Origin of the sequence: Streptomyces yatensis (genome assembly GCF_018069625.1) — a bacterium.
Taxonomy (GTDB): domain Bacteria; phylum Actinomycetota; class Actinomycetes; order Streptomycetales; family Streptomycetaceae; genus Streptomyces; species Streptomyces yatensis.
In genome coordinates this window covers 2,333,177-2,346,639 of the sequence record NZ_CP072941.1, presented here as the reverse complement: position 1 = coordinate 2,346,639, position 13,463 = coordinate 2,333,177, and the positions used below count along the sequence as shown (strand labels likewise).

Annotated in this window: 11 protein-coding genes; 8 read left to right on the top strand and 3 right to left on the bottom strand. The window is 71.1% G+C overall.

Annotation, left to right across the window (positions count from 1 at the left end):
- Positions 1 to 87: 87 nt before the first annotated feature.
- Positions 88 to 813: a 3'-5' exonuclease gene (locus J8403_RS09245; protein ID WP_211122750.1), complete on the bottom strand. Its 726-nt coding sequence runs from the start codon at positions 811 to 813 to the stop codon at positions 88 to 90.
- Positions 814 to 975: 162 nt separating this feature from the next.
- On the opposite strand from J8403_RS09245, the gene J8403_RS09240 reads away from it, so the two are divergent.
- From J8403_RS09240 to J8403_RS09225, 4 genes are all read left to right on the top strand, one after another.
- The gene (locus J8403_RS09240) at positions 976 to 1,554 is read left to right on the top strand and encodes a DUF4365 domain-containing protein (protein ID WP_137968300.1); all 579 of its coding nucleotides are present in this window, start codon (positions 976 to 978) and stop codon (positions 1,552 to 1,554) included.
- Positions 1,554 to 2,756, top strand: a complete 1,203-nt coding sequence (locus tag J8403_RS09235) for a serine/threonine-protein kinase (protein ID WP_211122749.1) — start codon at positions 1,554 to 1,556, stop codon at positions 2,754 to 2,756. Before J8403_RS09240 ends, J8403_RS09235 begins: the two co-directional genes overlap by 1 nt.
- 132 nt (positions 2,757 to 2,888) lie before the next feature.
- Complete coding sequence (gene thrS / locus J8403_RS09230; protein ID WP_211122748.1) at positions 2,889 to 4,868, top strand: threonine--tRNA ligase; 1,980 nt, start codon at positions 2,889 to 2,891, stop codon at positions 4,866 to 4,868.
- Positions 4,869 to 4,959: 91 nt separating this feature from the next.
- Entirely contained in the window at positions 4,960 to 5,526 is a 567-nt protein-coding gene (locus J8403_RS09225; RefSeq protein ID WP_211122747.1) for an HIT family protein, read from the top strand.
- An 80-nt stretch (positions 5,527 to 5,606) separates the two neighbouring features.
- Here the strand turns inward: J8403_RS09225 and J8403_RS09220 are convergent, their stop codons facing one another.
- Together J8403_RS09220 and J8403_RS09215 are read right to left on the bottom strand one after the other, a co-directional pair.
- Positions 5,607 to 7,259, bottom strand: coding sequence for a hypothetical protein (locus J8403_RS09220; protein WP_211122746.1), 1,653 nt, complete (start codon positions 7,257 to 7,259; stop codon positions 5,607 to 5,609).
- Positions 7,260 to 7,493: 234 nt separating this feature from the next.
- Positions 7,494 to 9,701 (bottom strand): elongation factor G-like protein EF-G2, encoded by a 2,208-nt coding sequence (locus J8403_RS09215; RefSeq protein WP_211122745.1) that lies wholly within the window; start codon positions 9,699 to 9,701, stop codon positions 7,494 to 7,496.
- A gap of 206 nt (positions 9,702 to 9,907) precedes the next feature.
- Here J8403_RS09215 and pgsA point away from each other — a divergent pair, with 206 nt between their 5' ends.
- The 4 genes from pgsA (at position 9,908) to J8403_RS09195 (ending at position 13,349) form a co-directional block, all read left to right on the top strand.
- The gene (pgsA, locus tag J8403_RS09210; protein ID WP_093466127.1) at positions 9,908 to 10,576 is read left to right on the top strand and encodes a phosphatidylinositol phosphate synthase; all 669 of its coding nucleotides are present in this window, start codon (positions 9,908 to 9,910) and stop codon (positions 10,574 to 10,576) included.
- Positions 10,573 to 11,490, top strand: a complete 918-nt coding sequence (locus J8403_RS09205) for a phosphatidylinositol mannoside acyltransferase (RefSeq protein WP_211122744.1) — start codon at positions 10,573 to 10,575, stop codon at positions 11,488 to 11,490. The genes pgsA and J8403_RS09205 overlap by 4 nt, the downstream gene beginning before the upstream one ends.
- Positions 11,487 to 12,647, top strand: coding sequence for a glycosyltransferase family 4 protein (locus J8403_RS09200; protein WP_211122743.1), 1,161 nt, complete (start codon positions 11,487 to 11,489; stop codon positions 12,645 to 12,647). The genes J8403_RS09205 and J8403_RS09200 overlap by 4 nt, the downstream gene beginning before the upstream one ends.
- 144 nt (positions 12,648 to 12,791) lie before the next feature.
- On the top strand, positions 12,792 to 13,349 hold the full coding sequence (locus tag J8403_RS09195; protein WP_211122742.1) for a hypothetical protein: 558 nt from the start codon (positions 12,792 to 12,794) through the stop codon (positions 13,347 to 13,349).
- Positions 13,350 to 13,463 lie beyond the last annotated feature (114 nt).

Genomic DNA, 13,463 nt, shown 5'->3' with positions numbered 1-13,463 from the left:
CCCCCTCTCGCTCCGCCGCCCCGAGTGGCAGGCCGCGGCCACGAGCGTCAGGCCGCGGCCGCGAGGTCGGGACGCAGCCGGCGAGCGTCAGGCCGCGGCCGCGAGGTCGGGACGCAGCGGCCAGGCCGGATCGCAGACCTCGTCCGAGCCGTTGAGCGCGAACCACGCCTGCAGCCCCCGGGCCTGCGCCGCGTACCAGATCGTCTGGCGGGCGTGCAACTCGGCGGGTGTGAGCGTCTCCAGCCGCGAGGCGAACCGGCGGCCCACCGCCCGCACCACCTGCAGGGAGGCCGCCGCGTCCGCCGCCGCGTCATGCGCGCCGGTCAGCTCCACTCCGTAGTGCGCGCACAGATCGAGCAGGGTGCGGCGGCCCTTGCGATAGCGGTCCAGATGCTTGTCCAGCACGCGTGGATCCAGCACGCTCATCGAGCGCAGTGAAAGATAGCCCGCCAGGCTGGAGTTGCGATGCCGCTTCAACTCCCGGTCCAGCAGGGTCAGATCGAACGGCGCGTTCATCACCACCAGCGGGGTGCCCCGCGCGGTCTGCTCGGCTATCGCCCGCGCCATCTCGTCCATCACCGGCGCCGGCCATCTGCCGTGACGCTGCAGATGGGCATCGGTCAGGCCGTGTATCTCGGTGGCGGCCGGCGGCACCGGCACCCCCGGACTCACCAGCCAACGCCGGATCTCCGGCAGACTTCCGGTCCCGCGCTGCACCACCAGCGCCGCCGACACGATCCGGTCATGCTCGACATCGACACCCGTGGTCTCCGTGTCAAAGGCGGCAAGCGGCCCCTCGAACCAGGACGGCATGGCCCCAACTCCTCGTGCTTTTCCCGTCGATGACTCCTGCATCCCGCCCCGACCAGGTGATACCCGGAGCGAGCACCTCGAACCGCCGCTGTTTGCCGAGGTCCTGACGCGGAGACAACACAGGTGTACGTATGCCGGCGACGACCGGAAGGCGTCACGGACATGACGCTCGCAAAACCCGACCCGGCCCCGACGGTGAGCGGCCTTGCCCTGAGCGGAACACCCCCCGTGCGTGGCCAGATCGCGACCACCGCCTGCATGGAGACCCTGCAAGTGGGGTATCTGCACGCGGTCGCCGCCGCCGCGGGCTGCTCACTGGCCCAGCCCTTTCCCGACCACGGCATCGACTGGCATGTCAGCCACAGCGCGCCCGGCCACGCCGTGGACGACGAGGTCACCATCAAGGTGCAGCTCAAGGCCACGTACCAGATCGCACCGGACCCTCCGGGCCCGACCTTCGCCTTCACCCTCGACAACGACCACCTGATCAAGCTGGCCCGCAGCCCGGTCTCCGTGCACAAGATCCTCGTGGTGATGATCGTGCCGCGCAGCCAGGAGGACTGGCTGCGCGCCGGACATGACCGACTGTCCCTGCGCCACTGCTGCTACTGGATCAATCTGGCCGGCCACCCGATCACGGGCCGTCGCCGGACCACCGTGCGGATCCCGACCTCGCGGGTCTTCGACGACCGCGCGCTCTGCGAGATCATGACCCGGGTCGGGGCGGGAGGGAGACCGTGATGGACCGACCGTGGCCCCAGGACGACCCGGCACCCCCGTCGGTCCCGCACCCCGACGAGACCGATCCGGCCGTCCTCGGCGCCCTGCTCGCCCGGCACGGCTGGCGCCGCCGCGGCGGCACCCCGGGGCGCTACGCCCGCTGGACGCCGCCGGGCCGGACCGCGGGCGCCACCAGCCTGCTGGTGCCCGAGAGCCGGGACTTCCCCGACAGCGGCGATCTGCTCGCCGAGGCGTTGATGGCGCTCAGCCGCAGCGCCGCCCCCTCCGCCCGCGAGGTGCTCACCGGCCTCGCCGTGCCCAGCGATGAGATCCGCTGGCGGCGCGAGGTGCCCGAATCGCCCGGCGGCACCTCCGCCTGGACCGCGCAGGAGCGGCTGCGCGCCGCCGCCCGCGACACCCTGCTGGCCGCGGCGCTCGCCGCCCGCGGCCGGGCGGGCTACTACGGCGCCCGGCACCGCCGCGCCGCCGAGGCGTCCCTGGAGCGGGTGCTGACCGGGCCCCCGGGAGCGGATTCCGGCGGCCGTGAGCTGACCGTCTTCGTGCCCGTCGAGGAGGACGGCCGCGCCACCGCCGTCACCCTGCTGCGCGCCCTGTACGCCCTGCGTGACGCCGCCGACTACCACCGGACGACCGGCGGCATGGAGGTGTACGACGCGGCGGTCGCGGCGGGGGCCAGCCGGGAGCTGACCGAGGCGGTGGTCGCGCTGGTCCAGGGCACGGAGGGGGCGCGGGTGGCACTGGAGTGGTCACCGGCCGCCGGTCCGCCGCCGGGGTTCGCGGCCCGGCCCGATCCGGTGGAATTCTCGCCCGGCGATCTGCCGGGGCTGCGGGAGGCGGGCGCCCGCTATGTCCGGGACGAGCCGTCGGTGCCCGTATGCCTCACCGGTGCGGTGGTGCGGCTGCGCCGTACCGGCCCCGGCGGTCCCGGCACGGTGCGGCTGCGGGTGCTCTCCGGGGCGGAGGTCTCACAGGTGCGGATCACCCTGGACGAGGAGGACTACCGGATCGCCGGCCACGCCCATCTGGTGGGACTGCCGATCCGGGTGCGGGGGCGGCTGGAGAGCCGCGGCGGCTTCCGGCGGCTCAGCGGGGCCACCGGCGTCACCCCGGTCCAGGTGGACGAGGCCGAGCGGGACCGGCTGGTCAAATCGCTCCAGGAGAACCTGGACTTCTTCGAGGAGGCATGCGGCGGCGGTCCCTGACCGCCGCCCCCGCCCGTGACGGCGCCCGGCGACGGCGGGCACAACCGTTTCGCGGTCCCGCCCGTCGGCTCGGTACGATTCACGCTGCGCCGCATGAGCCGCGGTGAGCCATCCATCAGTCAGGAGAGACCGGTGTCAGACGTCCGTGTGATCATCCAACGCGATTCCGAGCGGGAAGAACGCGTGGTGGCCACGGGCACTACGACGGCGGACCTCTTCTCCGGCGACCGCTCGATCGTCGCCGTGCGCGTGGCCGGACAGCTCAAGGACCTGGCGTACCAGCCGGCCGAGGGCGACGAGATCGAGCCCGTGGAGATCACCAGCAAGGACGGCCTGGACATCCTGCGCCACTCCACCGCGCATGTCATGGCCCAGGCGGTGCAGGAGCTGTTCCCCGAGGCCAAGCTGGGCATCGGCCCGCCGATCAAGGACGGCTTCTACTACGACTTCGACGTCGAGACCCCGTTCCACCCGGACGATCTCAAGCGCATCGAGAAGAAGATGCAGGAGATCCAGAAGAGGGGGCAGCGGTTCTCCCGCCGCGTGGTCACCGACGACGAGGCGCGCGAGGAGCTGTCCGCCGAGCCGTACAAGCTGGAGCTGATCGGGCTCAAGGGATCGGCCGCGGACGCCGCCGAGGGCGCGTCGGCCGAGGTCGGCGCGGGCGAGCTGACCATCTACGACAACCTCGACGCCAAGTCCGGCGAGCTGTGCTGGAAGGACCTGTGCCGCGGTCCGCACCTGCCGACCACGCGGAACATCCCGGCCTTCAAGCTGATGCGCAGCGCCGCCGCGTACTGGCGGGGCAGTGAGAAGAACCCCCAGCTCCAGCGGATCTACGGCACCGCCTGGCCGACCAAGGACGAGCTGAAGGCGTACCTGGACTTCCTCGCCGAGGCCGAGAAGCGCGACCACCGCAAGCTGGGCGCCGAGCTGGACCTGTTCTCCTTCCCCGACGAGCTGGGCTCGGGCCTCGCGGTGTTCCACCCCAAGGGCGGGGTGATCCGCAAGGAGATGGAGGAGTACTCGCGCAAGCGGCACGAGGAGTCGGGGTACGAGTTCGTCAACACCCCGCACATCACCAAGGCGCGCCTTTTCGAGACCTCGGGCCACCTGCCGCACTACATGGACGGCATGTTCCCGCCCATGGAGTTCGAGGGCCAGGACTACTACCTCAAGGCCATGAACTGCCCGATGCACAACCTGATCTTCAGGGCGCGCGGGCGGTCGTATCGCGAGTTGCCGCTGCGGTTGTTCGAGTTCGGCACGGTCTACCGGTACGAGAAGTCCGGCGTCGTCCACGGCCTGACCCGGGCCCGGGGCTTCACCCAGGACGACTCGCACATCTACTGCACCAAGGAGCAGATGGCCGATGAGCTGGACAATCTGCTCACCTTCGTGCTGAATCTGCTGCGCGACTACGGTCTGAGCGACTTCTATCTGGAGCTGTCCACCCGGGACGACTCCGACAAGTTCATCGGTGGGCCGGAGCAGTGGGAGGAGGCCACCGAGGAGCTGCGCAAGGCGGCCGAGAAGCAGGGCCTGGAGCTGGTCATGGACCCGGGCGGCGCGGCCTTCTACGGCCCCAAGATCTCGGTCCAGGCCCGGGACGCGATCGGCCGTACCTGGCAGATGTCGACCATCCAGGTCGACTTCAACCAACCGGAGCGGTTCGAGCTGGAGTACACCGCGGCCGATGGCTCGCGTCAGCAGCCCGTCATGATCCACCGGGCGCTCTTCGGCTCGATCGAGCGCTTCTTCGCGGTCCTGCTGGAGCACTACGCGGGCGCCTTCCCGGTGTGGCTCGCCCCGGTCCAGGCGGTCGGCATCCCGATCGGCGACACCCATGTCCCGTACCTGGAGGAGTTCGCCGCGCAGGCCAAGGCGAAGGGCCTGCGGATGGAGGTCGACTCGTCCTCGGACCGGATGCAGAAGAAGATCAGGAACTCCCAGAAGTCCAAGATCCCGTTCATGGTGATCGTCGGTGACGAGGACGTGGCCAACAACGCGGTGAGCTTCCGCTACCGCGACGGCTCGCAGAAGAACGGCATCCCGGTCGACGAGGCGCTGGCCGAGATCGCCGACGCCGTGGAGCGCCGGATCCAGGTCTGATCCACCGCGGTCTCCCACGGAGGCCGGGATTCCGAGGGGCGGCCCTGACCAGGGCCGCCCCTCGGCTCTTCCTCACCGCGGCCGGGCGAATATGCTGGCCCGCATGACGAGTGAGCCGGAACAGCAGATCGGAGTGGGGACGCCTGACGCGTTCCAGCGCCTGTGGACGCCCCATCGGATGGCCTACATCCAGGGGGAGAACAAGCCGACCGGCCCGGGCGCGGGCGATGGCTGTCCGTTCTGCTCCATTCCGGAGAAGTCGGACGAGGATGGCTTGATCATCGCTCGAGGCGCCTCTGTGTACGCGGTGCTCAATTTGTACCCGTACACCGGCGGCCATCTCATGGTCGTCCCGTTCCGGCACATCGCCGACTACACCGAGCTCACCGCCGAGGAGACCATCGAGCTGGCGGAATACACCAAGGCCGCCATGACCGCGCTCCGTACCGCCTCGGGTGCGCACGGTTTCAATATCGGCATGAACCAGGGCACCGTCGCCGGAGCCGGGATCGCGGCGCATCTGCATCAGCATGTGGTGCCGCGCTGGGGCGGGGACACCAACTTCATGCCGGTCATCGGCAACACCAAGGTGCTGCCGCAACTTCTCGCCGACACCCGTCAGTTGCTGGCCGACGCCTGGCCGAAGGCCCAGGCATAGCCACGCCGCATGCCGCATACCGTATGGGGAGGGCCCCGGCCGCACGGCCGGGGCCCTCCCCATACGGTGCGTACGGCGGATTACGCGTCGTACAGGTCGGCCTTCTTCGGGGCCGCCTCCTGGATCTGGCCGCTGAGCGCCAGCGAGCGGTTGCCGAAGCGCTCGGTGTCCACGCCGTGGTGCTTGAGCACTCCGAGGGCCGCCTCATGGACCACCCGCAGCACCGGGGTGGCGGTGCGCAGCGCGTCGTCCGCCATGAAGCGGTGCCGCCAGGGCTTGTCCGCCCAGGCGTGCCGCAGACCGAACGGCTCGGGCAGGACCAGCTTGCCCCCGAGGTGGTCCAGTATCGGCGGATACCAGGTGAAGGGGGCGCGCGCGGTCAGCCGCACGACCTCCTTGGCGTTCACCAGCGGCAGCGGGACGGACTTGGTCTCCCAGAACCGGAAGGTCTTGGCGACCGTCTTGCTGGGCGCCGACGGCTTGTTGTGGAACAGCGGATGGATCGGCCCCAGCGCATGCCCGGTGACCTCGATCCGCAGCGTCTTGTGCAGCAGGGTCACCGTGATCATCAGGGTGATCACCAACTGGCCGTCCCAGAGCACGAACTGCACACCCAGGTAGTGCCGGTCTCCGGAGCCGAACTGCTGCTTGTCGCAGATCCGCTGCAGCTCGACGCCCTTTATCTGGAAGCCCTCCTCCTCGGAGGTGCCGCCGCGCTCGACCGACTTGGCTCCCTCGCCGATCGGTGAGACCACCCAGTGGCGCACGGAGGGCTTGGGGAAGCCGCCGGTGTGCAGCGGGGTGCGCTCCAGCATGCGCAGCTGGTCATGGATCGCCCGTATGACGTCCCAGCTGCGGAAGGGGTCGATCTCCTTGTCGGGGTCGGCCGAGACCAGGTCCTCGGCCAGCTGCCAGCTGCCCCAGCGGGTGCCCATGCCCAATATGCCCTTGGGGCCGGCGTAGAAGACCACATTGCTGTGCTGCTCGGCGGTGAGCTTGTGGAGCGCCTTGCGCAGCTCCTCGGCGGCGGTCTGGCCCGGGTGGTTGGGCACCGTCTCGGGCACCTTGGCGCCGACGCCGCCGCCCGCGACCAGCCCGCCCCAGGAGTCCCGGAGCTCCTTGGCGGTGCGCTCGCAGATCTGCTTGGCGATGTACCAGCCGATCACGGGGGCGACCACGACGCCGCGCAGATATATCCCCCAGAAGCCGCCGAAGGGCAGCTTGACCAGGAAGATGACGACCATCACGCCGAGCGCCAGCAGCAGCGCCGTGCCGAGTGCCCCCATCCGCTTGTCCTGCGCCCCGGCGACCGAGCGGCGCAGCTGGAAGACGCCGAGCCAGAGCAGCGTCCCGGGCAGGAACAGCAGCCCGAAGATCACCATGACGGCGGTGAGCCGGGCGTCGCGGTTCTTGCGGATGCGGTTGGCGGCCAGACAGTGCTCGACGACCGTCTGCGGCTCTATGCCGAAGGACTGGATCACCTGGCCCCGGCCGCCGCCGAGCATTCTCATCTGGACGGCGCGCGCGAACGCCTCGCCCAGATTCGGCTCGAAGAGCGACATTCTCGGCGCCTTGACCTCGGAGACGGTCCACTCCGAGTTGGCGTCGAGCAACTTTGCCACGGGGTCGTCGCGGTAGGCGGCCGAGGCGAGTGCCTGGGTCGCCGCCGTCTGTCCCGCCGCTCCCGAGAGGGGAACCTGCGCCCCGGGACTGAAGTCGAATCCGTCCGTCACCAACGCCCCCAATACGGCACGCTCTTGCGCTGCGACCTCAGCGTATCCGGGGTGTGCACCGCCTGTCGCCAGTGCGTGTGCGCCCTGTGGAAAACCCTGGTGGTGCGGGCCGCCCGCGGAACGGCCGCTGGACGGCGGACGGTGAAGGCCCGCCCGCCCCGGCGCGGTGGGGGCGGGCGGGCCGTGAAATACGCCCCGGACCGACCGTGAGATACGCCACGGGCGGGCCGTGAACTACGCCTCGGCGGTCACCTGTTCGCGCATCCGCTCGGCCAGCTGATGGGGCATCGCCTCATGCCGGGCGTAGCAGCGGCTGAACCGTCCCGTGCCGTGTGACAGCGATCGCAGATCGACCGCGTACCGGCCGATCTCGATCTCCGGCACATCCGCCTTGATCAGGGTCTGTCCGCCGCCCGACTGTTCGGTGCCGACGACCCGGCCGCGCCGGCCGGACAGATCGCTCATGACGGCGCCGACATAGTCGTCCGAGACCAGTACGCCCAGCTCGACCACCGGTTCCAGCAGGTCGATCCGGGCGTCGGCGGCCGCCTCGCGCAGTGCGAGCGCGCCCGCCGTCTGGAAGGCGGCGTCGGAGGAGTCCACCGAGTGCGCCTTGCCGTCCAGCAGCGTGACCCGCACGTCGACCAGGGGGTAGCCGGCCGCGACGCCGCGTGCCGCCTGGCCGCGTACGCCCTTCTCGACGGACGGGATGAACTGCCGGGGCACCGCGCCGCCGACGACCTTGTCCACGAACTCGATGCCCGAGCCCTCCGGCAGCGGCTCCACCTCGATCTCGCAGATCGCGTACTGCCCGTGCCCTCCGGACTGTTTGACATGGCGGCCGCGCCCGGCCGACTTCCCCGCGAAGGTCTCGCGCAGCGAGACCTTGTAGGGCACCGCGTCCACCTGGACCCCGTAGCGGCTGCGCAGCCGTTCCAGCGCGACGTCCATATGCGCCTCGCCCAGGCACCACAGCACCACCTGGTGGGTGTCCGGATTCTGCTCCAGGCGCATCGTCGGGTCCTCGGCGACCAGCCGGGACAGGCCCAGCGACAGCTTGTCCTCGTCCGGTTTGCTGTGCGCGCGGATGGCCACGGGCAGCAGCGGATCGGGCATCTGCCAGGGCTCCATGAGGAGCGGCTCGTCCTTGGCCGAGAGCGTGTCGCCGGTCTCGGCGCGGGTCAGCTTGGCCACGCAGGCCAGATCGCCCGCGATGGCCTGGGCGAGGGTGCGCTGCTGCTTTCCGAAGGGCGCGGACAGGGCGCCGACCCGCTCGTCCACGTCGTGGTCCTCATGGCCGCGGTCCTCCATACCGTGGCCGGAGACATGGACGGTCTCGTCGGGGCGGAGCGTGCCGGAGAAGACCCGCACCAGGGAGATCCGGCCGACATACGGATCGGAGGAGGTCTTGACCACCTCGGCGGCCAGCGGACCCTCCGGATCGCAGCTCAGCGGCGGGCGTGCGGCCCCCTGGGGGGTGGTGACGGCGGGCGTCTCGCGCTCCAGCGGGGAGGGGAAGCCGCCGGTCACCAGGTCCAGCAGTTCGACGGTGCCCAGGCCCTGCTTGGAGCCCTCGGCGGCGGGCGCCGCCGCCAGCACGGGGTGGAAGCTGCCGCGCGCGACGGCCTTCTCCAGGTCCTCGATCAGCGTCTTGACGTCGATCTCCTCACCGCCGAGATAGCGGTCCATGAGGGTCTCGTCCTCGCTCTCGGCGATGATCCCCTCGATGAGCCGGCCGCGGGCCTCCTCGACCAGCGGGAGCTGGTCCTCCCGGGGCGGCGATTCGGTGCGCACCCCCGAGGAGTAGTCGAAGACCCGCTGGGTGAGCAGCCCGATGAGCCCGGTCACGGGCGCGTGCCCGTCGGGCCCCGGCTCGCCGCGCAGCGGCAGGTAGAGCGGCAGGACGGCGTCGGGGTCGTCGCCGCCGAAGCTGTCCCGGCACAGCTCGGTCATCTCCTCGAAGCTGGCGCGGGCCGCTTCCAGGTGGGTGATCACGAGGGCGCGGGGCATTCCGACCGCGGCGCACTCGTCCCAGATCATGCGGGTGGCCCCGGTGATGCCCAGGGCGTCCTGGGCGGCCGAGACAACGAAAAGGGCCGCGTCCGCGGCTCGCAGACCGGCCCTGAGCTCCCCGACGAAATCGGCGTAGCCGGGGGTGTCCAGGAGATTGATCTTCATCCCGCCCCATTCGACGGGGACCAGGGACAGCTGAATCGAACGTTGTTGCCGGTGCTCGATTTCGTCGTAGTCGGAGAGGCAGCCTCCGTTCTCGACTCTGCCCGCCCGGTTGACCGCGCCCGTCGCCAGTGCCAGAGCCTCCACCAGCGTCGTCTTTCCCGTCCCACTGTGGCCGACCAGAACCACATTCCGCAGGGAGCTGGGCCGGTCGGCCGCCGCTGCCCTTCCGGCGGCCCCTGGGTGCGTACTCGTCTTGTCGCCCATGTGTCTCGCCTCCCGGTCGACACCTTGCGATACTTCGAGCTTTCCACCGCTGTAACGGTGCGTCCATACGTCACACATGCGGCCGTACCGCGCGTGAGGTCACGGAGCTGTCCGACAGGTGCACGGCGCCCCTCCGGGGCGTGGCTACGATGGGCGCGCCGGTGGCCTCTTGACCACCCGGCCCGTATCGACCCCCCGGGAAGGCCATGCTGAACAAGTACGCGCGTGCATTCTTCACGCGTGTTCTCACACCGTTCGCCGCCCTGCTCATCCGTCTCGGGATCAGCCCCGACGCGGTGACCCTCACCGGCACCGCCGGCGTGTGCGCGGGCGCACTGGTCTTCTACCCCCAGGGGGAGTTCTTCTGGGGAACGGTCGTCATCACGCTGTTCGTCTTCTCCGACCTGGTCGACGGCAATATGGCGCGGCAGCTGGGGCGCTCCAGCCGCTGGGGCGCGTTCCTCGACTCCACGCTGGACCGGGTGGCCGACGGCGCGATCTTCGGTGGCCTGGCGTTGTGGTACGCGGGCAGCGGGAACGACAATGTGCTGTGTGCGGTGACGATCTTCTGCCTCGCCAGCGGCCAGGTGGTCTCGTACACCAAGGCGCGCGGCGAGAGCATCGGACTGCCGGTGAACGTCAACGGGCTGGTGGAGCGCGCCGAGCGACTGGTGATCTCCCTGGTGGCCTGCGGCTTCTCGGGTCTGCACAAGTTCGGCGTGCCGCATATCGACATCCTGCTCCCGATCGCGCTGTGGATCGTGGCCGTCGGCAGTGCGGTGACCCTCGTCCAGCGGGTGGTGACCGTGCGCCGGGAGGCCGCCGAGGCGGACGCCGAGGAGCGGGCGGTCCCCCAGGGGGGCGAGACGCGGTGAAGGACAGGCTGACCGACGCGCTGTACGGACTCGGCTGGAGCGCGGTGAAGAAGCTCCCGGAGCCGGTCGCCGTGCGCCTCGGGCAGCGCATCGCCGATCAGACGTGGAAGCGGCGCGGCAAGGGCGTGCTGCGGCTGGAGGCCAATCTGGCGCGGGTGGTCCCGGACGCCTCGCCGCGGCGGCTGGCCGAGCTGTCGCGGACGGGCATGCGCTCGTATCTGCGCTACTGGATGGAGTCCTTCCGGCTTCCGGCCTGGAGTCCCGAGCGCATACGGAGCGGCTTCGACGTCAAGGACCTGCACCATCTGGTGGACGGTCTCGCCGAGGGCCGGGGCGTGGTCCTGGCGCTGCCCCATATGGGCAACTACGACCTCGCCGGGGCCTGGGTGACGACACATCTGGGGGTGCCCTTCACCACGGTCGCGGAGCGGCTGAAGCCGGAGTCGCTGTACGACCGGTTCGTGGCCTACCGCGAGGGGCTGGGCATGGAGGTGCTGCCGCACCAGGGCGGGAGCGCCTTCGGGACGCTGTCGCGGCGGCTGCGCTCGGGCGGTCTGGTGTGCCTGGTCGCCGACCGCGATCTGTCGGCCTCGGGCGTGGAGGTGTCGTTCTTCGGCGAGCGGGCGAAGATGCCGGCCGGGCCCGCCGCGCTCGCCCTGCAGACCGGTGCCCTGCTGCTGCCGGTGACCCTCTGGTACGACGAGTCGCCGGTGATGCGCGGGCGGGTGCATCCGCCGGTCGAGGTGCCCGCGGACGGGAACCGCGCGGAGCGGACCGCCGTCATGACCCAGGAGATGGCCGACGCCTTCGCCTCGGGGATCGCCGAGCACCCGGAGGACTGGCACATGCTGCAGCGCCTGTGGCTCGCGGATCTGGATCGCGGTCCCGGAAGTCCTGGAATGGAGAAGCCTTGAGGATCGGGATCGTCTGCCCGTACTCCTGGGATGTCCCAGGCGGCGTCCAGTTCCACATCCGCGATCTGGCCGACCATCTGATCCGGCGCGGCCACCAGGTCTCCGTGCTGGCCCCGGCGGACGACGAGACGCCGCTGCCGCCGTACGTGGTCTCCGCCGGGCGTGCCGTGCCGGTGCCGTACAACGGCTCGGTGGCCCGGCTGAACTTCGGCTTCCTGTCGGCCGCGCGGGTGCGCCGCTGGCTGCACGACGGCGGCTTCGACGTCATCCACATCCACGAGCCCACCTCGCCCTCGCTGGGGCTGCTGGCCTGCTGGGCGGCCCAGGGGCCGATCGTCGCGACGTTCCACACCTCCAATCCCCGCTCCCGGGCCATGATCGCGGCGTATCCGATCCTGCAGCCGGCGCTGGAGAAGATCAGCGCGCGGATCGCGGTGAGCGAGTACGCGCGCCGGACGCTGGTGGAGCACCTCGGGGGCGACGCGGTCGTCATCCCCAACGGGGTCGACGTGGACTTCTTCGCCGACGCCGGGCCCAAGGAGGAGTGGCAGGGGGAGACGATCGGCTTCATGGGCCGGATCGACGAGCCCCGTAAGGGGCTGCCGGTGCTGATGCGCGCCCTGCCGAAGATCTTCGAGGCCCGGCCGGGGGCGCGGCTGCTGATCGCCGGGCGCGGCGACGAGAAGGAGGCCGTGGCCGCCCTGCCGGCGCCGCTGCGGGAGCGCGTCGAGTTCCTGGGGATGGTCAGCGACGAGGACAAGGCGCGGCTGCTGCGCAGCGTCGATGTCTATGTCGCGCCCAATACGGGCGGCGAGAGCTTCGGCATCATCCTCGTCGAGGCCATGTCGGCGGGGGCCGCGGTCCTCGCCAGCGATCTGGACGCGTTCGCCCAGGTGCTGGACGGGGGAGCGGCGGGTGAGCTGTTCGCCAACGAGGACGCCGACGCCCTGGCGGCGGCCGCGGTGCGGCTGCTGGGCGACGACAAGCGGCTGGCCGAGCTGCGGGAGCGCGGCAGCCGGCACGTACGGCGCTTCGACTGGTCGACGGTGGGCGCGGACATCCTCGCGGTCTACGAGACGGTGACGGACGGCGCGGCGTCCGTGGCGGCGGACGACCGTACGCGGCTGTGGGCGCGCCTGGGGCTCGCCCGGCCCTAGCGGGCCGGGGCCCGCCCGGGAGGGGCGTACGGCGCCGTACACGGCCGCTGCGGGCGACTCCGGCGTTGAGGGCCCTGAGGGTGCTGAGGGCTCTGAGGGCGCGACCCCGGACTCGCGGGGCGGCAGGCGGTAGCGTGGCGGGCCGTGAGCACCTTGATCTGGATCGCGGTCGCGCTGGTCGTCATCGCCGTCTACCTGAGCTGGACCGCCGGACGCCTCGACCGGCTGCACAGCCGGCTGGACGCGGCGCGGGCCGCACTCGACGCGCAGCTGCTGCGGCGTGCCTCCATCGCGCAGGAGCTGGCCACCGCCGGAGTGCTCGACCCCGCCGCGTCGATCGTGCTGTACCAGGCCGCGCACGCCGCCCGGCAGTCCGAGGAGGAGCACCGCGAGGTCGCCGAGAGCGAGCTGAGCCAGGCGCTGCGGGCCGTCTTCCAGGATGGCGCCCAGGCCGAGGCGGTACGGGAGGCGCCGGGTGGCGAGGACGCGCTGGGGGAGCTCACGGAGGCGGTACGGCGGGTGCCGATGGCCCGGCGGTTCCACAACGACGCGGTGCGCGCGGCACGGGCGCTGCGCCGCCATCGCACGGTGCGCTGGTTCCGGCTGGCGGGTCACGCCCCGTTTCCGCTCGCCTTCGAGATGGACGACGAGCCCCCGGCGGCGCTCGGGCGGGTGCCGGGCGCCGAGGAGGCCGAGCGCTGACGGAAGCCGTGGGGTGCGCCCCGGGGGAAGAGCCCGCGCCCTGACGCCTTCCGTGCACTGAGGATTCACCGGCTGTTTCGAGCCACCGGCCTTCGATTGGCCCTTGCCGTGCCC

Coding starts and splice junctions, on each gene's coding strand:
- J8403_RS09215 (WP_211122745.1), bottom strand. CDS start 9,701: ATGGGCGACAAGACGAGTACGCACCCAGGGGCCGCCGGAAGGGCAGCG.
- J8403_RS09225 (WP_211122747.1), top strand. CDS start 4,960: ATGCTGGCCCGCATGACGAGTGAGCCGGAACAGCAGATCGGAGTGGGG.
- J8403_RS09245 (WP_211122750.1), bottom strand. CDS start 813: ATGCCGTCCTGGTTCGAGGGGCCGCTTGCCGCCTTTGACACGGAGACC.
- pgsA (WP_093466127.1), top strand. CDS start 9,908: ATGCTGAACAAGTACGCGCGTGCATTCTTCACGCGTGTTCTCACACCG.
- J8403_RS09240 (WP_137968300.1), top strand. CDS start 976: ATGACGCTCGCAAAACCCGACCCGGCCCCGACGGTGAGCGGCCTTGCC.
- J8403_RS09235 (WP_211122749.1), top strand. CDS start 1,554: ATGGACCGACCGTGGCCCCAGGACGACCCGGCACCCCCGTCGGTCCCG.